At 55.8% G+C, this 18,974-nt stretch carries 14 protein-coding genes and 2 tRNA genes; 11 read left to right on the forward strand and 5 right to left on the reverse strand.

The window, feature by feature from the left end:
* Nucleotides 1-3 precede the first annotated feature (3 nt).
* The 3 genes from DND132_RS07605 to DND132_RS07615 are packed head-to-tail and all read right to left on the reverse strand — an operon-like array spanning nucleotide 4 to nucleotide 6,104.
* Entirely contained in the window at nucleotides 4-1,602 is a 1,599-nt protein-coding gene (locus DND132_RS07605) for a restriction endonuclease subunit S (protein ID WP_014322134.1), read from the reverse strand.
* Nucleotides 1,599-3,263, reverse strand: coding sequence for a type I restriction-modification system subunit M (locus tag DND132_RS07610; protein ID WP_014322135.1), 1,665 nt, complete (start codon nucleotides 3,261-3,263; stop codon nucleotides 1,599-1,601). The genes DND132_RS07605 and DND132_RS07610 overlap by 4 nt, the downstream gene beginning before the upstream one ends.
* 30 nt (nucleotides 3,264-3,293) lie before the next feature.
* Nucleotides 3,294-6,104 (reverse strand): type I restriction endonuclease subunit R, encoded by a 2,811-nt coding sequence (locus DND132_RS07615; protein ID WP_014322136.1) that lies wholly within the window; start codon nucleotides 6,102-6,104, stop codon nucleotides 3,294-3,296.
* Nucleotides 6,105-6,426: 322 nt separating this feature from the next.
* On the opposite strand from DND132_RS07615, the gene DND132_RS18180 reads away from it, so the two are divergent.
* Nucleotides 6,427-6,510 (forward strand) — tRNA-Glu (locus tag DND132_RS18180).
* A gap of 45 nt (nucleotides 6,511-6,555) precedes the next feature.
* Here the strand turns inward: DND132_RS18180 and DND132_RS07620 are convergent.
* Nucleotides 6,556-7,221: a tyrosine-type recombinase/integrase gene (locus DND132_RS07620; protein WP_014322137.1), complete on the reverse strand. Its 666-nt coding sequence runs from the start codon at nucleotides 7,219-7,221 to the stop codon at nucleotides 6,556-6,558.
* Nucleotides 7,222-7,429: 208 nt separating this feature from the next.
* Nucleotides 7,430-8,386: an integrase domain-containing protein gene (locus tag DND132_RS07625; protein ID WP_014322138.1), complete on the reverse strand. Its 957-nt coding sequence runs from the start codon at nucleotides 8,384-8,386 to the stop codon at nucleotides 7,430-7,432.
* Nucleotides 8,387-9,468: 1,082 nt separating this feature from the next.
* Between DND132_RS07625 and DND132_RS07630 the strand changes: the two genes are divergently transcribed.
* The 10 genes from DND132_RS07630 (at nucleotide 9,469) to DND132_RS07665 (ending at nucleotide 18,772) form a co-directional block, all read left to right on the forward strand.
* The gene (locus DND132_RS07630; RefSeq protein WP_014322139.1) at nucleotides 9,469-10,017 is read left to right on the forward strand and encodes an RNA polymerase sigma factor; all 549 of its coding nucleotides are present in this window, start codon (nucleotides 9,469-9,471) and stop codon (nucleotides 10,015-10,017) included.
* Between the two features lie 67 nt (nucleotides 10,018-10,084).
* Nucleotides 10,085-10,558: an anti-sigma factor gene (locus DND132_RS17975; RefSeq protein WP_014322140.1), complete on the forward strand. Its 474-nt coding sequence runs from the start codon at nucleotides 10,085-10,087 to the stop codon at nucleotides 10,556-10,558.
* A gap of 2 nt (nucleotides 10,559-10,560) precedes the next feature.
* Nucleotides 10,561-11,058 (forward strand): Spy/CpxP family protein refolding chaperone, encoded by a 498-nt coding sequence (locus tag DND132_RS07640; protein WP_014322141.1) that lies wholly within the window; start codon nucleotides 10,561-10,563, stop codon nucleotides 11,056-11,058.
* A gap of 45 nt (nucleotides 11,059-11,103) precedes the next feature.
* On the forward strand, nucleotides 11,104-11,814 hold the full coding sequence (locus tag DND132_RS07645) for an ABC transporter ATP-binding protein (protein ID WP_014322142.1): 711 nt from the start codon (nucleotides 11,104-11,106) through the stop codon (nucleotides 11,812-11,814).
* Nucleotides 11,807-13,060 carry an ABC transporter permease gene (locus DND132_RS07650; protein ID WP_014322143.1) on the forward strand — a complete coding sequence of 418 codons (1,254 nt, stop codon included), beginning with the start codon at nucleotides 11,807-11,809 and terminating at the stop codon, nucleotides 13,058-13,060. Before DND132_RS07645 ends, DND132_RS07650 begins: the two co-directional genes overlap by 8 nt.
* A 19-nt stretch (nucleotides 13,061-13,079) precedes the next feature.
* Nucleotides 13,080-13,826, forward strand: a complete 747-nt coding sequence (locus DND132_RS07655) for an outer membrane lipoprotein-sorting protein (protein ID WP_014322144.1) — start codon at nucleotides 13,080-13,082, stop codon at nucleotides 13,824-13,826.
* Between the two features lie 14 nt (nucleotides 13,827-13,840).
* Nucleotides 13,841-15,223, forward strand: a complete 1,383-nt coding sequence (locus tag DND132_RS07660) for a hypothetical protein (RefSeq protein ID WP_014322145.1) — start codon at nucleotides 13,841-13,843, stop codon at nucleotides 15,221-15,223.
* A 132-nt stretch (nucleotides 15,224-15,355) separates the two neighbouring features.
* Nucleotides 15,356-15,439, forward strand: a tRNA-OTHER gene (locus tag DND132_RS18185).
* A 129-nt stretch (nucleotides 15,440-15,568) separates the two neighbouring features.
* Nucleotides 15,569-15,712 (forward strand): hypothetical protein, encoded by a 144-nt coding sequence (locus tag DND132_RS18190; RefSeq protein ID WP_190275300.1) that lies wholly within the window; start codon nucleotides 15,569-15,571, stop codon nucleotides 15,710-15,712.
* A 279-nt stretch (nucleotides 15,713-15,991) separates the two neighbouring features.
* The gene (locus DND132_RS07665) at nucleotides 15,992-18,772 is read left to right on the forward strand and encodes a cation-translocating P-type ATPase (RefSeq protein WP_014322146.1); all 2,781 of its coding nucleotides are present in this window, start codon (nucleotides 15,992-15,994) and stop codon (nucleotides 18,770-18,772) included.
* Nucleotides 18,773-18,974: the final 202 nt, after the last annotated feature.

Consider the following 18,974-nt stretch of genomic DNA (forward strand, 5'->3'; position numbering starts at 1 on the left):
GCGTTAGGCGGGAGCCACTTGCAAAGAATTAATTCCAGTAGCGAAAGCCTGAATCAAGGTGCCGTTTTCTATAAGTTTAAAAATCATGTCCTTCAGGCTGTCGTAGTCTGCAATAGTTATTTTGGGCTCCCCATCTCGTCCCCAATCTTCAAACAACCCATCATGATCCAACTCAATCATCTTGTTCAGAACTTTCTCCAGAAATAGTTGAGCAGAAAAAGTCTCACCAACCCTCATCTGCCCGATGCATTCTTTTAACCACTGCTCAATGGTCGGCTTGCGCCCATCGGGCGTCGCCAACTCCAGTAATGCTTCAATGTCTGGAGTCGAAAGTTCCAGAGACCTAATGGCTGTATTGTCTTCTTGTATCTCCTGAGGTTGATACTCTTCGGCCATAGCATCTTGTTGCTCATCGGGCAGAACAATTCGAGACAAATCCAGTTCACCATTGAATGCCTTCTGGCTCAAGGCACCATAGAGGTATTCCATATCGGCCAGGCTTTGCTGATAGCGAGATTTGAGGTCTTCGACCTTTTCAACGATTGTGGCGAACCTTTCTCGATCTTTGTCCAGAGGACAGATAACGGGCAAAGGGCGTAATGTCTCAATATTAATGTTTGCCCTTGCCGCTTCAGGCGCTCTAGCTCTGAGCACTGGTTTCCAGAAACGGAGCAAAAATTCTATGAAAACAGATTCTGTTTCTTTGGTTGCAGACTTTGGAGTAATGCCGATGACGGAGTCAGGGGCATAGGTGGGAATTTGAAGAATGGCTGTTTCGCCGATTGTCGCGCCAACAATTGCGATCACAATCGTGCCGACATCGAATTTTTTGCTGACTTTGATGCCAAGCTCGTTAAGCGTCTGGGTATATTCTCGAAGCCGTCCGTTCGATCGACTTATGTCTCCAGTTTGAATAAATGGATAGGCCCCATTATAAAATTTCGGGTCATTCCGTGGGCGTGGCGAGAACCGACCTCGCTCAATTGTTGCTAGTTCTCCAAGTAATTCCGTCTCCCACCCCATCTCATTCCTCACGGGATCGCCGAACATCTTCAGAAACACGCTTTTGAGCAGGTCGTCGAGTTGTTGCAGGTGTTGCTTGCGCCGGGCGATCAGTCCTTCTACTTTGCCGAGCAGATGGGCAATACGCTTTTGGTCGTCGAACGAAGGGAATGGGATCTCTAACCCTAAGAAATCTACTTTGGAAAGGCTTCTTCTACGAGCGACAGCACCCTTCATCTTTGATGCGTAAATCTGGCGGGCCTGATTAGAACGCAAATATCTTTCAAGGTATGGTATAAAAGTATCATTTGGGGACTTAAGCTTCCAAATGTCATATGCTGGGCTTACAATCCCAGCCGGATATTTTGTTTGGAACCCCAGAACCCCTTCGTCTATTGGGAAGCCAACAACTAGCTCATTTCGGTGAGCAATCCGATATTTGGTTGTGTCTCGACTTGCGACACGCTTTTTGAATTTTTCCGATTGGTCGACAAGCCCATCACTCATTGTGATTGAAAGAATTGGGAGATCCTGCTTACCGGCTCTATCGGTACCGGATTTATCTAGTAGTGCATCAAGTGTACGAAAGCCCCAGGTCATCCAATCATCTCCCTCAGTCCCAGCAGTTCCCGAACAATCCCACTTTTAACTTTGCCTAAGCTCTCGTCTTCCACCTCGCCGACTTCTTCCTTCAGAAGCCGCTTCAGAATTACCCCCGGCGCATCATACTTGACCTCCTCAAACACCTCCTTCTTGTACCGCGACATAGAAAGGTCATAGCCGTTCTTTTCGTCTGCGATTTCAGCTCGCGGCACCATAAACCATTTCGCGGTGCGATCTATATCCTTCTCCGTATTCCGCTCATGGAACCGGGCGACGATATCCAGCAAATCCCCATATCCTTCCTGTTTGCTGCGCTTGTCGTCCAGGGAGTAGCCGTCGGCCTGCATCTCGTAGAACCAGACATGCTCCGTGGCCGCTTGCGTCACTTTTTCTTTCGGCCCCCATACCTTGGTAAAAAGCAGGATTGCGGTGCTGACCCCGGCATAGGGCTTGAACACGCCGCTTGGCATAGTGATCACAGCCTTGAGGTCGCAACGGTCCACCAATATCTCGCGCAGGGCCTTGAAGGCCTTGCCCGAGCCGAACAACACCCCCTGCGGAACGATGACGCAGGCAGTGCCACCTTTTTTCAGCAGACGATAAAAATTATCGACAAAAAGCAACTCGGTCTTGGTGGTGGCTACCGTGAGGTTCTCGTTAATATCGCCCTTGTCGATGCTGCCGGTAAAGGGCGGGTTGGCCATGACGATGTCGTATTCACCCTCCTCAAGATAGCTCTTAGAGAGGGTGTCCTTGTAGTCGATGTTCGGCTCGTCGATGCCGTGCATCATCAGGTTCATTAGTCCCAGGCGCACCATGGTGACATCAATGTCGTAGCCGAAGAGCGAAGCTTGCAGGATGGCCTGAGCCTTTTCGGTGAGCCCCGCAGCCACCGAGGTACGGACAAAACCGTCTTCGTCGGGCTGTAGATCCTTGGCCCCGGCCTTTTTCGCCAACTCCGTGACGATGTACTGGTAGGCCCCAAGCAGGAAGCCGCCGGAACCGCAGGCCGGATCGGCGATGCGATGGCCCAGTTGCGGACGCACCAAATCGGCCATCAGCTTGATGATGTGGCGTGGAGTGCGGAACTGGCCGTTTTTGCCCGCCGTGGCGATCTCGGAGAGAAGCATTTCGTAGACATCGCCCTGGATGTCCTGAAAGGCTTGGCCCTTCTCCTGCGAATCCTTCTCCATGATCTCGAAGATCTCGTCGATGGTCTTCACCGCCTCTACCAACAGGGCAGGCTTGGGGATGATGAAGACAGCATTTTCCATGTGGCGGGTGAAGTTGGACGTTGCCCCGTTCATATCCTTAAGAAAAAGAAAGACCCTGGTCTGGACGTGCTGGAGCATCTCCTCGGCCTGCATATGTTTGAACTCGCGCCAGCGCAGGGTGTGCCTATCGACAGCGTACTTATCTTCGTCTTCTTTGCCTCGGAATTCAGGAGGAATCCACAACCCCTCAAATTTCGATGTATAGGGTTCGCCGGTCCATTCAGCATCAGCCTGTTTCTTCTGGTCCAAGTCGTCGAGGCGCTTCATGAATAGAAGGTAGGTGATCTGCTCAATGGCGGTGAGCGGGTTAGAAATGCCGCCAGCCCAAAACTTGTTCCAGAGCTGGCTGATCTTGCTTTTGAGTTCGGGATTATTTTGAAGCACGTAATGATTCCTTATGGGCTATCGCTTTTCCTAGGCCGCCAAACGTTCGGTTAGTTGCAGTATTTCGTTAATTTCTGCCGGACCAAAGACACCTCGAATACCTTGCGGATGGATCACCGTAAAGGGAGCATTGATGAGGTCTCTTTTTTCGACCTTCTCGCGTTCGATGATGAACCCCTTAAGCAGATTCAGGAATTCCAACTGGCGGCTGGAAAGGTTGCTGTGCTGACCGATGAACTGATCAAACGCCTCGCTAACCGTCTCGGGGAAGCTTCTGAGAACCTCTATCCCAAGAATATGGCGAATGAACTGGATGAAATGTGCTTTGCGATTCTTGTAGACCTGGCGCAGGAGGTCTTCGGTGATGTGCGGATGTTCGGCATGGAGCATTTCTGCCAAATCGGCAGCCTCTGCCGAAGAAACATTTTCGCCGTTTTTGATTTTTTGCAGGACGGGATTATGGTCAGTAAGTTCGGCAATCATCGTCTCGACCATTTCGCGGTAGCGGCTGATGCTGACCGATTCGTGCTGCGGGCCGAACTCTACCCGTTCTTTGTTGTGTAGCACGTCGGTTAGGTCGAGGTGCACAGGGCCCGGGCCAGTCTGCAACTCGCGAAACTTCATCAACGGGCCGAGGCGGGTGTTCAATTCGTCAAGAGCATCCTCCAGTGCGTTGACATCACTTACGGACCAATAATGGTTTGTCTGGGCAGCGCGAATCAACTGTTCTTCTGCTTTAACGAAGTTGACGGAAAGCGGCAGTTCGCTGATCTGCTCGATAAGCCCCTCCTTGAGGGTTTCAGCCTTTTCCTTTTCGTTGCTGAGCCTTGCGAGTGAATATTCTAGAACATCCCGCTCAAAGCGCATGGCCTTAAAGTCAGCCTCGGAAACGGTGCGGAAGAGCGGCTTGATCTCGGAGCGCAGGAATTCCAATCTCTGGCGGCTTAGCGTTATCCAGAAGTTCCCTTCATACACCCTGCCCAGACAGGCCGCCGCCTCCTTGATGACTACTGAATTTTGCGGCAACTGGCTGATTTGAAAACGCAGCTTGTCTATTTCGCGCTTGGCGATCTGTTCCTGTGCCAGGTCGAGGGCTTTTTCAATCTTATCAAGGCGCAACCCGACAAGCCGCACAGGCAGGGGCAGTTGAGGCTTGAGCTCCTTGCCCTTTGGCTGCAATTTGAAATATTCAAAGTTGTCCCAGCAGTCGAGAATTAGGAATACATCCTTTTCTAGGCACCAGGGCTTAGGTTTGCTGGTTTCCAGGAGACGGGTGCCACGCCCGATCATCTGCCAAAACTTGGTGTAGGAGTACACTGGCTTGGCAAAGACAAGATTGACTATTTCGCGAACGTCAATACCGGTGTCCAACATATCGACGCTGATGGCGACCCGAGGCATGTCGCTGTTGGTGAATTGATCAAGCAGTCCGCCCTTGCCGTAGACACGGGGGTCATCGGAAACCAGAACCTTGGCCAACTCGCCTTTGTGCTCGGGGTAAAGCTTGTCGAAAATTTCTTCCATCCGTCGGGCATGGGCCTTGGAAGAGCAAAAGAAGATGGTCTTGCCGGGCAGCACACCGTTGTGGTCTTTGATGCACTCCTCCATGAATTCCCTGACAATTAGGGTGTTGGTCCCTTTGTTGATCACCTGCTTTTCCAGCTGTGATCCCTCGAAGTTGATCTCTTCGACTTCCTTCCCCTCCAGAAGCAGCTTTCTTTGATCCTCCAGCGAGATTGTGCGCTTACTGATGCCTTCCATCTGGAAGCGGGTCTGGATTTTCATTACCTGAAAGCTGCTCAGATAGGGCGGCACGCTGTTAACCGCCTCTTCAAAAGTGTAGGCAAAAGTGGGGAGGCCCTCTTCGCAATGGAAGAGCTGAAAGGTGTTGTGGTCAATGATGTCTGTGGGCGTGGCCGTCAGGCCCAGGGTGATTGTCTTGAAGAAGTCCAACACCTCTTTATAGGTGTTGTAAATGGAGCGGTGGCTTTCATCGACCACTATGAAATCAAAGAAGTGCGGTGATAGGTTCTGCGACTCGTCCCGAATAATGTTGAGCATGGTGGGGTAGGTCGAAATGTAGATACGGCGGTCTTTGGCGAGGAGCTTTTCGCCTACGTTGGGCCAGCGCGGCTCGTTGGGCAGGTGTTCCTTAAAAGCGGCCAACGCCTGCTCACGCAATGCGGTACGGTCAACCAAGAACAACACTCTTTCAGCGTGCCCGGCCCGCATCAGGGCATCAATCGTCGCTATGCAGGTTCGAGTCTTGCCGGTACCGGTCGCCATAACTAGCAAAAAGTCACGTTTTTTTTGTTCGATGCCTTCAAGAACGGCACGTATGGCCCGGATTTGATAATCTCGTCCGGCAATGGCGGTATTGATGAGTTCTTGGGTCAGCGGCTTACGATTACGACGGATGTACTGAAACCGCTCCAAATCATCTCGCGTTGGAAAGCCTACAACCTTGCGAGGTGGATAGTTGTCCAGATCCCAAAAATAGATGTCATGCCCGTTAGTGTAGAAACAGAATGGGAGTTCTCCACCCAGTTGCTTTTGGATATTAATGCAATATTGCTTAGCCTGCTCTCGACCTATTGCTGCATCTTTGCTGGATTTCTTGGCCTCAACAACCGCCATGGGTTTGCGGTCTTTGCCAAGCAAGACATAGTCGCTGAACTGGTGACCTTCATAGAGTGTACGAGGCTCAGCGACACCTTCTGGAAGAGAGGTTAAAATATCAAATTCTTCTATTACCTGACCTGGATCTTTGACATTCCAGCCAGCGTCAGCCAAACGATTGTCAATCAGCTCCGAACGAGTTTGGGCCTCAGTCTTGGTCATGTCTCAACTGTTCCTGTGTGTTTAACCCTTGTCCGAGGGCTTCAAATCGAAAATGAATCTATGATTCTTATTCAACTATTGGTAATCATATAACAGGAGGCCCCTCCAGAGAAAAGTTAAAAGACATCATTCAACAAGGAATACACAGTCCCTTGTTTTCATAAAAACACATGTTCTAACTCTATCCCCAAAAGCCACTTCTCGGTTGATATGAGCGGCTCTAATTTCTGTCTATCTTTGACAACTTCACGTGTCGCCCAAGTGTCATTTTCAGCGGCAACTATGGTTTTTGTGGTAAATATGGCGTTTTCAACCCATTGAAATAACATAGGTAAGCGACCTTCCGGTTGATTGTTTACGGCCTTTCACGCCGTTAACAGGGGTTCAAATCCCCTTGGGGACGCCAAGGAAACACAAGGCCTTACGCAGATTGCGTAAGGCCTTTTCCATTTCACGCGGCACCCGCGAGCGTCATTGCTCCTGGATCAGTTTCCGACCGCATCGGCCAGGGCCGCATCCGGGGCTTCCACGGCGCCGGTGGTCTTCTTCGTCCGATGTAGCGCTGGGTCGTGGCGATGGACTTGTGCCTGAGCAAGTGCTTCACTTCCATGATGGTCGCACCGTTGTCGATGGCCACTCGGGCCGCCAGATGACGGATGCCATGAAAGCCGAACGGCTTCACCCCTGCTTCGGCGCACAACCGCTTCAACCACCGGTTGTTCGGGTCCAGAAGACCGTTGAACCGGCTGCCGAAGACCAGATCCTCGGCGCCGGACACCAGCTTCCATTCGGCCAGCTTGGCTCGAAGCCCTGCGGACATGGGGAGCTCATCGAATTCCGCGTTTCCGCTTCGACGCTTCCGTGTCCAGTAGCCGACAAGCCCTAATCCGAAGTCGACCTCGCTCCACTTGAGCTTCCAGAGCTCGCTCCTGCGCGGCGCGGTATGGAAGGCCAGCAACAGCAGTTGCCGACGACGAGGCCCGGCCAGGTCCAGCACCTTGCGGAAATCGTCCAGCGGCGGGACATAGCGCGGGTGGCGATCCTCGGGGAACCTGTCCACATGCTGAAAGGGATTGTCCCGGTGCGGGACTCCCAGCCAACCCTTCAGTTTAAGCACGCCGGTATCTTTGAGAGCAAGGAACCGGAAACGGATATTTTTGTTTTTTTACAAGTATTGCTCCTGCCCAGTGAAAGTCCTCCCCGCCCATCGGTTTGAACCGATGGGCGGGGAGGACGGTTCCATGGGTGAGAGAAATCGCCCAGGCGATCTCTCTCACCCATGGAACCTCACGCCCAAAAGGAAACCCCGCCGAAGCGGGGTCCTGTCACTGACAGCTGCCAAGGTAGGCATCGGACACATCCCGCCTTCCTCCGGAATGTCCTGCGGTCACTTCGATTTCGTCACGGGCTTCGGCGTCAAGCCGATGCCATTCATCCCCTGCCACGTCATAGGCCGTTTGTTGGAAGACTTTTACTGAAGGGTGCTGATTGGGCGGCTGAAAGCCCGTGTGCTCAACGTACAGGCGGTGAAACCGTTCATGACGGTTGCTGTGCAGTGTCCACCCACTTTCCTTCTTGGTGAACCCGCAAAGCCTGGCCGCGTACGAAAGCTTTTCCTGCCACTTGTCGCCCATCCCTTCAGGCATGAGATTATGTACCCCCGGTCTGTTGGATTGGCTGATATATGGCAACGCCCGTTCCAGAGCGTCCTGCTGCTTGTCGGACAGATTGGCCAGCGTCCTGGGCCGTCCCCCCTTCGTCCCATACTGGACGAGCAGGCTGCGGCCTTCCCTGTTCCAGTCCGTGTCCAGATCGACTTTGGCCGATTCTTCTCGGCGAACGCCCAGTTCCCATTGCAGGCGGATTTGGGCGGCACACCGGGGACCGTATTCATGGGCAAGCTCTTTTCCCAGCTTGTCGATTGCCCCCTGCACGAAGGCGGGGGCAACCGCTTTGCTGTTGGCGTTGGCAATGCTGCCCGGCCGAACGTCGAACACGTCATTGGTCGGGCTGATGCCGGTATTCCCATAGGCCTTGCAAAGGTCACGGGCCGCCGAAAAGATTTCGGCGATGCGCCCGTCACCCTTGCCTTCTTCCTGCATTTGCCGGGCAACAGCCGAAAAATGCTTGTTCGTAACATTGGTCCATTTGCGAACCCCGAACCCTGCACGGCGAAGCCGCTTGGCAAAAGCTCGGGCATTCTGACGGACCCTGTTCTGCTTCGAGCGCGGGCCGGACAGGGTTGCCCTGTTCGCGCCCAGTACCAGACTGATGGATTTCATGTGAATCTCCTTCCTGAAATTCGGGGCAGCGCCCCGGGACAAAGCTGGTCGGACTTTTCCCGTTTGCCGGAAAATGATCTGCCCATGACGCGAATACGCCACACAACAACCGACACGGGAAAAATCAATGTCCGTTTCCCACAGAAGGAAAAATTCTGAGAATCCATTCAATAAGGGGTGCTACCACGCAGGCTCGTTCATCCTGCGCATAAAGCGGTGGTCGTGGGGGAATTTCGACAACGGCAGATTTCTAGATACCTGTCGTTTGTCCGGCGAGGGTGCTGTGTTCCAGCCTGGCGTTTGGATGTAAAAGCGGGCCGTTTGGAAATAAACGGCAGAGAAGTATTTGGTGTTACGGAATGTTAGTGCCAACATAAGCGTTCATAAGTTTTAACGAAGTCTAAACTGATAAACGCGCCTTGGATGCGTTTTACCTCCTTCCGGTTACTCAACCTGACTGGTTATGCCCTGTCGTATCATCTCGGGAAATCGCCGCGCAAGCTCCGGCGGCACGGATTCTTCACCTCCCGCCGTTTTCCCTGCGAGCGTGACGCAAGCAGCCGTCAAGGCAAGGCCAAGCCCTTCGGGCGGACGCTTCGCGGTCCGGCCTGGCCCCGACGACTTTGCTTGCGTCGTCATCCGCGCAGGCGACGGCGAGAGGGATGGCGGCTTCGACTCCGGCTCAAGGGATGGGGAGCGCATTGGGTGCCATCGCTAATTCCAAGCCCACTTTATTTTTTCCATCGAACTGTCCGAACACCCAGTCCGATCTCTTATGTGCAAAATGATTTTTGAAATTTGTACGAATGCGCTAGATTGACAAAACAATATTAATACTGCCCTCTTTCACTTCTTACGAAGACGACAGAGGGTTCCCCCCTTGGGGAATCCCCGTCGTCAAATAGAAACGGATAGCTGACGCGGGAGGCCGGGCCTGATGGGAAATGAAGGCATGGAAGATCCAAGCAAGCAGTTCGACGGAGTACAGGCCGTGGATAGCATCTCGTTTGCCGCGGAGCGGGGGGGGCTATCCGAGCTCGGACCATTCCAGGCAAGCCTCAACAACACCGGGAGACGGTGGGTTGCCTGATCGATCGCAATCGCAACTCCCGGACGAGGCCCTGTTGGAAGCCTCGGGAAACGGGGACCGACAGGCCTTCGGCGAACTGGTCCGGCGGCACCAGTCCTGGGCCTGGGGTGTGGCCTATCGTTTCCTTGGCTCCAAGGACGAGGCCGAGGACATTGTCCAGGCCGCCTTCATCAAGCTGCTTGCCGCATCACACCGCTATCGCCGAACCGCTCGTTTCAAGACGTTTTTCCACGTCATCATATCCCGGCTCTGTCTGGATCATGCCAAGAAGAAAAAGCCCGGACCGTCGGATGATTATCTGGAATTGGCCGATCCATCCCCCGGACAGGAGGAGGCGCTGATGGCGAGCCAGGACGCGACGCGCGTGCGCCTGGCATTGGATACCCTCCCCCCCAAACAACGCATGGCCTTGGTACTGCGTTATTATGAAGGACTCGGCTACGATGAAATGGCCACCGTGCTCGAAACGTCGCGCAAGGGAGTCGAGCGGCTACTGTCAAGGGGACGCGAGGCATTGCGCACGGAATTGGCATCGCGTTGAACTTTTTTTGTTCGAAGGCGGGGGTTTTCCCTACTTGAGTCGTTTAATGATAACGAGGTCAGCAAACATGCATTGCCGAAATTGCCATACACGTCTTTCCGCCTACCTGGACGGCGAACTGCCCGAACGGGAACTGCGGGAGATGAAACGCCATCTCGATGGGTGCGCGGCCTGCCGCGCGCGCCTTGCCGAGCTGGAGGCTCTGGAAGCACCTCTTGCCTCCCTGGACACTCCGGCGATGCCGGGCGATCTGGAATTCCGGATCATGGCCCGGGCTTCACGAGAGTATTTCGATTCCCCGGCCAAAAGCCGCTTCCGGGAGATTGTCCGCAGAGGGCTGGGGATGACGGTCACGGCATCCGCCCTTGCCGTCGGCCTGCTTCTGGGAGGTTTGCTCGGGTGGAACAGCCATGGCGGATCTATCTCTGAACGGGCCATGATGCGGACCGAGAATGTAGTCTTCGCGTCCCTGAGTGCGGCTCCCGGCGGGTCTATCGAGGCCGCGGTGCTAGCCGGATTCGACGGCGGGGGGAGGTTGTAGTCATGCATTATCTGAAGCGGTCGTTGCTGGCCCTGTCGCTGGGATTGAACATCGCCTTTGTCCTGTTCTGGGGCATGCAGTATTTCCCCGGACAAAATTCGACTCCGTTGGAGGCTTCCCGTCCTTCAGGAGACCGATTTTTTGCGGCGCGGTATGAAGGCGTGCAGGTGACTCCCGAACAATGGAAAAAACTGGAGCCCTATGCCCTGGCCTTCAAGACCAACGCGGACCGTATCCGCCGGGAAACGATGCAACTGAGAACGCGAATGCTGGAGTTGCTGGCCGAACCCGTTGCCGACGAAAAAGCGATCCGGGCCATTCAGCAAAAGATTCTTATGAATCAGGGTGGAATGAAAGACGAGGTGCTTCGCCTTCTGCTCCACGAAAAGGCCGTGTTGCGGCCGGATCAGTTTTCAGGGCTGATACAGGCGATTCAGAATTACGGCGGCCGTGGGCCAGGATTTGGGGCAATGGCCGGGGGAAATCCGGGTTGGAATTAATTGCACGGCCGGGAAAACCCCAGGCCATGCGGACAGGAGAAAACCATGTCGCTGATCGAACTGAACGGCATTTCGAAAAAATATCTGACAGGGCAGGTCGAAACCGAAGCCTTGAAACAGATCACCGTCTCCATCGAAAAAGGAAAACTCGTAACGTTCGTGGGACCTTCGGGAAGCGGCAAGACAACACTGCTCAACATCATCGGCTGCATGGACAAGCCATCGTCCGGAGAGGTCCGGGTGACCGGCACCAGGGTGGATACCCTGGGGAAAAAGGAAGCAGCCCATTTTCGCGGCAAGCATCTCGGCTTCATCTTCCAGTCATTCAATCTTATCCCGGTCCTGAGCGTGTACGAGAACATAGAATATCCCCTGCTCATGATCACCCGGACTCCCGCGGTCGAGCGGCGGGAACGCGTGATGGCCGTGCTGGAGGCCGTCGGCATGACCGACCAGAAGGACAAGCGACCGGACCAGATTTCGGGCGGCCAGAAACAGCGCGTGGCCGTGGCCCGGGCGCTGGTGACCAACCCGGAGGTTGTGCTGGCGGATGAGCCAACCGCCAACCTCGACCATGACACGGCCCACAAGATCATCGATCTGATGAAAAAGATGCGGGACACCTATGGGACCACCTTCGTCTTCTCCACCCACGACCCGCGTATCGTCGAACACGCCGACGTGGTGCACGGCATCGAGGACGGCAAACTGCTGAACGGGAATCCCCTCATTCAGGGAGGCAAGGACCATGCTTAACATCTTCAAGATCGCCCTGCGCAACCTGGCGCGCTACAAACGGCGCACGGCCCTCACTTCCCTGCTCATCGTCATCGGCGTGTGCATGGTGGTCATGTTCTCGGGCCTCGCCGGGTCATTCAAGTCCATGATGATCGGTATCATCACGGATTCGAGCATCGGCCACCTGCAGATCCACCGCAAGGGCTACTTTTCGTCCATCGACACCATGCCCCTCAATCTGAACATGAAGGGACAGGGATACAAAAAAATTGCGGAAACCCTCGATGCCACTCCCGGCGTGGAGGCGTATGCACCGAGGCTGAAGCTCGGTGCGGTCCTCAGCAACTACATGGAAAGTACCAACGTCAGACTTTCGGCCATCGACCCGAAACGGGAAACGGCCGTCTGCACATCCCTGGCGGGCAGGATGAAGCAGGGCGCCCCCGGTCCCGGCGAGGATCTGCTCAAGAAGGGCCAGGTCGTGGTTCCCGAAAAGGTGGCCAAGAGCCTGGGGATGAAGCCCGGCGACTCCGTGGTGCTGGTCGCCACCAACAAGGACGGTTCCGTCAACGGCATGGAATTTCAGATTTCCGGGATCATCGAGGACATCATGGGACCGGGCGGCAAGGACGCCTACATGCACATCGAAGACGCCCGCAGCCTACTCCGCACCGAACCGGGCGAAGTTACGGAAATCGTGGTCAGGGTGTCCGACTTCAACAAGCTGAAGCCCGTCGCGGCGTCGCTCGCGGCAACGCTCGGACAGGTCAAGAACAAGAAGGGACAGCCCGCCTTTGAACTGCACACCTGGGACAAGCTGTCGCCGTTCTCCAACATAGCGAACATGATCGACCTGATGCTGGTCACGGTGAAGATCGTCATGGTCGCCATCGTCCTCATCAGCGTGCTCAACGTGATGCTGATGTCGGTCTTCGAGCGCGTACGGGAAATCGGGACCATCGCGGCCATGGGCACGTCCCCCGGAACGATCATGTCGCTTTTCGTGGCCGAAGGCGTGCTCCTCGGCATACTGGGGACGGTACTCGGCCTGATCCTGGGCGTGGGGGGATTGCTGGCCTTCAAGGCGGCGGGAGTGGCCTTCTCCTTCGGGCGAATGGACAACCTGATCGTGCGCCCGGACATCAACCCCAGTGAAATGCTCTTCCTGTCGGCCATCGTCCTGGTGGCATCCGCCCTGGCCGCGCTGCAACCCGCGTGGAAGGCGAGCCGGATGGAACCCGTCGATGCGCTCGGCCACGTATAACCCCATGAGGACAAATGCGATGCATAACGTAAGACATATTCTCATCCTGGTCGCCTTCAGCCTCCTCCTTGGCTGCGGCCAGGTGTTCGCCATGGATGCCGGGGAAGTGCTGCTGGCAGTGGACCGCAACCTTGCCCCGGTCAGCTACGAATCCTACCGCAAGCTCATCAACATCGAGCCGGACGGGAGCAAGCGGGAATACGTCCTGTACACCATCAAGAAAGGGCAGGACATGGTGGCCTCCGTCTTCCTGGAGCCTTCCAGCGAAAAGGGCCGTGCGACCCTGCGCCTGGGCGACAACATGTGGCTCCACATTCCGAGCGTGGCCAAGCCGGTCAGGATAACCAGCCTGCAATCGGTAACGGGCGGCATCTTCAATAACGCCGACATCATGCGGCTCGACTACAGCGTCGAATATGCGCCGGAGTCCATGGAAGAAAGCGGCGACGCCTACGTTCTCCGCCTCAAGGCGAAGACCAACGACGTGGCCTATGACAGGCTGGAGATGCTGGTGGCGAAGGACCAACTGGTCCCGACGGAAATCAAGTGTCTCGCGGCGTCCGGAATGCTCATCAAGACACTGCATTTCAAGAAGATGACAGACTTCGGCGACGGATTCATCCGTCCGGCCATTGTCGAGACGGACAGCCCGCTTCACAAGGGGTACCTCTCGGTGATGATTTTCGCCCGGATGAAGGCCAGGGACTTTTCGGATGAAGTCTTTACCCTCAACTACCTGCCGCGGATAGAAACCCTCCGTCAGTGATTGCGGGAAAGGGAATGACGAAAGCCGGCGTCCAGCTCGGACTGTTCTTCTGCATGGCGCTTATCCTGGTTGCCTCGGCTTCGGCCCTGGCCCAGGATGAGCCCCTGTATGATGCGGACTTCGACATTCCTACGGCGGAGGAAAAGCACTTCGAGTTCTGGGGCCAGGCCGAATTCCGAATGTACGAACGGCTCCTGAACAGGGACTCTGCGGTCTACGAGCAACGCTTCTACAACTCCCGGCAGGATGAACTCCAAGCGGACCTGTTGCTCCAGATCAAGCCCGAAATGTCCCTGAAATACGAGAAGTTCGGATTCTATGCCCGTCCACGTGCCGACGTCGGGTGGAGCCAGTTGCCCCTGTCGGCCTCCAGTGAGCCGGATGAACCGTCGGAGCGTTTTTTCAAGAACGACCAGCACTGGGCGGGGGATATCATGCTTGAGGAAGGGTTTGCCGCCTGGAGACCGGACCCGAGATTCACGCTTGAAACAGGGAAAAAGGTCCTCAAATGGGGCAAGGGATATGCATGGAATCCCGTGAGCTTCGCCAGCCGTCCCAAGGACGTAGATGACCCGGACCAGACCCGAGAAGGCTACGTCATGGGCGTCGCCGACGCCATTTTCAGCTTCGATGGACCGTTGCAGACGTTGGCGTTCACGCCGGTGATCGTTCCCGTATGGGAGCGGGTGAACACGGGGTTGGCATCGGATGAAAGCGTTCTCTACGGGGGGAAGCTCTACTTCCTGATTGCCGACGTGGACATGGACGTCATGGCCATGGCCGGAGACTATTACGATACGTCCCTCGGCTTCGATTTTGCCATGAATCTCACCGACAATTTCGCCATCCACGGCGAAACGGCGGTCCGGTTGGGCTACGAGAAAACGGTGCTCCACGATGACGGAACCCGCAGCGTCGACGAATACGACGCCTGGAGCTTTCTTCTTGGCGCGCGCTACCTGACCGAGGACGAAACGACCTATCTCCTAGAATATTACCACAACGGAGAGGGGTACACCGCTTCGCAACTGGAAACCTACTACGACTATGTCCACACGGCGTACGACACGTATCAGGCCACGGGGAACGCCGCCGACCTGAATAAAAGCAAACAGGTATCGTCCTATTACAACCAGAGCAGCGTCGGACAGGACTATCTGTATTTCCGCGTGTCCCAAAAAGAACCTTTCGATATCCTCTACCTGAACACGACAGCGACCGTGATCATGAACCTCGGGGATGGAAGCCTCTCCTTCAACCCCGAAGCATCCTACATGCTCACGTCCAACTTCGAGTTGAGGCCCCGGCTCATCCTGCCGATCGGAGGCTCCGACACCGAGTTCGGCAACAAGCTTAACGCAGCCAGGGGCGAACTTCGGTGCGTGTACTACTTCTGAGCTGAAAACCGACGACTGGGCCAGCATCCGTTCCTCTCTCCTCTCCCCGGCAGGTTCTACGTATCGCCCAAGTGTCATTTTCAGCGGCAACAATGTTTTTTGTGGTGAATATGGTGTTTTCAACCCATTGAAATAACGTAGGTAAGTGACCTTCCAGTTGATTGTTTACGGCCTTTCACGCCGTTAACAGGGGTTCAAATCCCCTTGGGGACGCCATATTGACCAGCAAAGGCCTCACGCTTTGAGCGTGAGGCCTTTTTCGTTGTCTGCGGCATTGGCGCCTTTCCGGGCTCGGCTTCCGACCGTATCGTGGCCGGGGAGCACCCGGTCTGCCTGGAGGCGTGCATGACCGACGCCATCACCTTCGGGGGAAAGGAGGTGCTTCTTCAGAAAGCCAGAGACATGAGCCGGGAGATCGACAGGAAAAAGAGCGCCGAGCCGAGCATCTACCTGAAGCCCCCGCCGAAGAACACCCTGCCGCAAGCGTGACGAAAGACGACAAAAGAGAATTGTCGGAAATGGAAGGGCCCTGCCACGGCAGGGTCCTCGGTTTGTGAAGACCCGGGGAATCCCCGTCGTTCGACGCTTGCGGCCAGCCAGGGATGGCTGCTTCTGCTTGGCCGAACTCCGGGGGCGAGCCATTGGAGGCGGAACGAGCGGTTTCGGATATGACAGAAGAGACGGGTAAGGGATACGAATAAATAACACGCCGTTTCGCATAGTCATGCTATGGATGATCGGGATCAAATTTTGGAAAAGGAGCGGGCCATGGACGAAATTGCATTCCATGCCTTGTCAGTGGACGAAACGTTCGCCGCATTGAATTCTTCCATGCAGGGACTTTCCTCACAGGAGGCTGCGCGTCGGCTCCGCGTCCATGGTTCCAACGACCTCGTTTCGGCCAAGTCTCGCTCCCGCCTTGCCATTTTATTCTCGCAGTTCAAGGATCTGCTGGTAGTCGTTTTGATCGTGGCAGGATTCATCTCCTTTGGTATCGCCCTCGTGGAAAACTCATGGGAAAACTACAGAAGCGGTACGATCATTTTTCTCATCGTCATCGCCGACGCGGCCCTCGGGTTCAGTTTGGAATACAACGCCAGCCGGATAGTGCGTAAGCTCCGCACGCTCATTTTCTCCCCTGCCCGGGCAATCCGCGACAAAAGGCTTACGGAAATCCCGCTTCAGACTCTGGTGCCCGGCGATGTGATCGATATTGAGCAGGGGGACAAGATCCCGGCCGATTTGCGCATCGTCGAATCCAACAACCTGCAAACCAACGAATTCAGCCTTACCGGCGAATCGATGCCGGTGGACAAAACGACCGAAAGGTTTGCCGCCGACCTGACCGTGGCTGACCGCCGCAACATGGCGTTTGCCGGGACCTCTGTCGCCAGCGGAAGCGGCATGGGCGTGGTGGTTTTCACCGGCATGCGCACCGAGTTGGGAAAAATCGCGACGATGACGGAGGAGACCATCGAGGTCCGCTCGCCGCTGCAAGACGAGCTCAATGTGCTGGCAGTGCGGTTGACCGTGGTGGCCGGGGCCGTCTCGGGAGTCCTGCTTGTCCTGGCCTTGTGGCTGGGGCTGGGGTGGCTTGTGGCCGTGACCTACGCACTGGGCGTGGCCGTGGCCTGTGTCCCCCAGGCCCTTCCGGCGCAACTCATCGTGGCCATGTCTTCCGCCAGCCAGCACCTGGCCAGAAAAAATGCCGTTGTGAAAAGCCTGCCCACCGTGGAGGCGCTCGGCTCCACCAACGTCATCTGCACCGACAAGACGGGGACCCTTACCCGCAATGAAATGACAGTGACCCGGGCGTGGAGCAATGAACGGGAGTTGGAATTAACCGGCGTCGGCTACCAGCCTGAGGGCGAGGTGTTGGACGAAGCCGGGAATCCGGTGTCGGAGGAAGATCTTCAGGCTTTGTCTCTTCTCTTCCGGACCGCCATCCTCGCGTCGGCAGGCACCGTTCACCCGCCGGACGACCAGCACGAGAACTGGTACGCGGTGGGAGACCCCTCGGAGGCCGCCCTGGTGGTCATGGCCATGAAAGCGGGAGCGTTTGATGGTAAAATCGAGGAATCGCCGAAATTGCGCAGCTTTCCTTTCGACCCCGGCCGGAAACGTATGAGCTTTATCAGACGGTTGCCCGAAGGTGACTGCGTAATGATGAAAGGGGCTACCGACTCGATTCTCGACGTATGCGTTTCCATGTTGAAGGACGGAGGCGTTCAGCCCATGACACAGGGGGATAGGGAGCGTATCGAAGACTGGAACATAGCATCCTCCGACCAGGCCCTGCGGGTCTTGGCCCTTGCCTACCGTCCGCTGAACGGCGATTTCGAATCCGCTTCGCTTGAGGAAACCGAACGGGACATGGTTTTCCTCGGCCTCGTCGGCATGATCGATCCTCCCCGGCGCGGCGTGCGTGAGGCGATGGCGAAATGCCACAACGCGGGCATAGATACCTATATGATTACCGGCGACCACGCGGCAACGGCAGCGGCCATAGCCCGGGACATCGGATTGGCTCGCGCTGACGGGCGTACGGTTCGGGTCGTCCGGGGAAAGGAAATGGCGGGCCTCGGCGACGAGGAACTTGCCTACATGATGCGCAGCAACTCGGCCCTGATTTTTTCCCGGGTGGAACCGGCACACAAGCTGCGGGTGGTTCGCCTGCTCGGAGAGCAGGGACGGGTCGTGGCCGTGACCGGAGACGGCATCAATGATGCTCCGGCCCTGAAGCGGGCACACATTGGCGTGGCCATGGGGAAGACCGGCGTGGATGTGGCCAAGGAGATTGCCGAGGTCGTGCTGCTGGACGACAATTTCTCCACCCTCGTGGATGCCGTGGAGGAAGGTCGGAGCATCTACAGCAACATCCGCAAGGTGGTGCTCGCCTCCCTGACGACGAACGTCGCGGAACTCCTTGCCGTCCTTTTCGGCCTGGTCGGGATCGCCGTGGGCAACTACGCAATCCCCATGCTGACGATCCAGATCCTGGCCATCGACCTCATGGCGGAAATTCTGCCTTTGACTTTCCTGTGTTTCGATCCACCCACGCCGGATGACATGAAGCGGCGGCCTCGAAACCGCAGCGACCATATTCTCAATGCGGCAACCGGGATTGAGGTCGGCTTCTTCGGTTCCCTCATCGGGGCGCTGTCGGTGGCCAACTTTTTTCTCTACATGCACCGTCACGGCCTGACGCTTGGGCAGGACGCCATCGGCACGATCGAATACGCGAGGGCCAGCGCGATGACTTGGCTGACCATGGCCTTTTGTCAATTCGGGAACATCCTTTCGCGCCGATACCAAAACGTCTCGATTTTCAACAGCAACATTCTGACCAACAAAATCCTGCTCGCTTCAATCATCATCTCCGCCGTGCAGAGCTTTGCTGCGGTCCACGCCCCCGGCATAAACGATTTCCTGGGATTCGCCCCCATCGGCATTGTTGACTGGCTCTACATTCTGGCCGCAGCAGGCGTCTTCCTCGCCTTTTGGGAGGGTCTCAAGTGGATGCGGAGGCGTCCTATGCAAACCGTCTGAATGTAAAAGTCATCGCAACATGCAGGCGTATGTCCAACACGCTCAAAAACGCCCATGACCTTTTCACTTCCACCCACTGTCAGCGACATCTACTCGAAATTCATGCGTTCCTCAAAGGGGCGACAATTCACCAACGAGAGGGAGGGAATTCCGCAACCGATTCATTTTATGTGTCTTGCGCAAAGACACCCCGAAAAGCCAA

The sequence above is a fragment of the Pseudodesulfovibrio mercurii genome (assembly GCF_000189295.2).
GTDB classification, from domain to species: domain Bacteria; phylum Desulfobacterota; class Desulfovibrionia; order Desulfovibrionales; family Desulfovibrionaceae; genus Pseudodesulfovibrio; species Pseudodesulfovibrio mercurii.

What these genes read in the sequence shown, in the direction of transcription:
- DND132_RS07640 (WP_014322141.1), top strand. Translation starts at nt 10,561, where the DNA reads ATGCATTATCTGAAGCGGTCGTTGCTGGCCCTGTCGCTGGGATTGAAC.
- DND132_RS07645 (WP_014322142.1), top strand. Translation starts at nt 11,104, where the DNA reads ATGTCGCTGATCGAACTGAACGGCATTTCGAAAAAATATCTGACAGGG.
- DND132_RS17975 (WP_014322140.1), top strand. Translation starts at nt 10,085, where the DNA reads ATGCATTGCCGAAATTGCCATACACGTCTTTCCGCCTACCTGGACGGC.
- DND132_RS07615 (WP_014322136.1), bottom strand. Translation starts at nt 6,104, where the DNA reads ATGACCAAGACTGAGGCCCAAACTCGTTCGGAGCTGATTGACAATCGT.
- DND132_RS07665 (WP_014322146.1), top strand. Translation starts at nt 15,992, where the DNA reads ATGGACGAAATTGCATTCCATGCCTTGTCAGTGGACGAAACGTTCGCC.
- DND132_RS07605 (WP_014322134.1), bottom strand. Translation starts at nt 1,602, where the DNA reads ATGACCTGGGGCTTTCGTACACTTGATGCACTACTAGATAAATCCGGT.
- DND132_RS07625 (WP_014322138.1), bottom strand. Translation starts at nt 8,386, where the DNA reads ATGAAATCCATCAGTCTGGTACTGGGCGCGAACAGGGCAACCCTGTCC.
- DND132_RS18190 (WP_190275300.1), top strand. Translation starts at nt 15,569, where the DNA reads ATGACCGACGCCATCACCTTCGGGGGAAAGGAGGTGCTTCTTCAGAAA.
- DND132_RS07660 (WP_014322145.1), top strand. Translation starts at nt 13,841, where the DNA reads ATGACGAAAGCCGGCGTCCAGCTCGGACTGTTCTTCTGCATGGCGCTT.
- DND132_RS07650 (WP_014322143.1), top strand. Translation starts at nt 11,807, where the DNA reads ATGCTTAACATCTTCAAGATCGCCCTGCGCAACCTGGCGCGCTACAAA.
- DND132_RS07655 (WP_014322144.1), top strand. Translation starts at nt 13,080, where the DNA reads ATGCATAACGTAAGACATATTCTCATCCTGGTCGCCTTCAGCCTCCTC.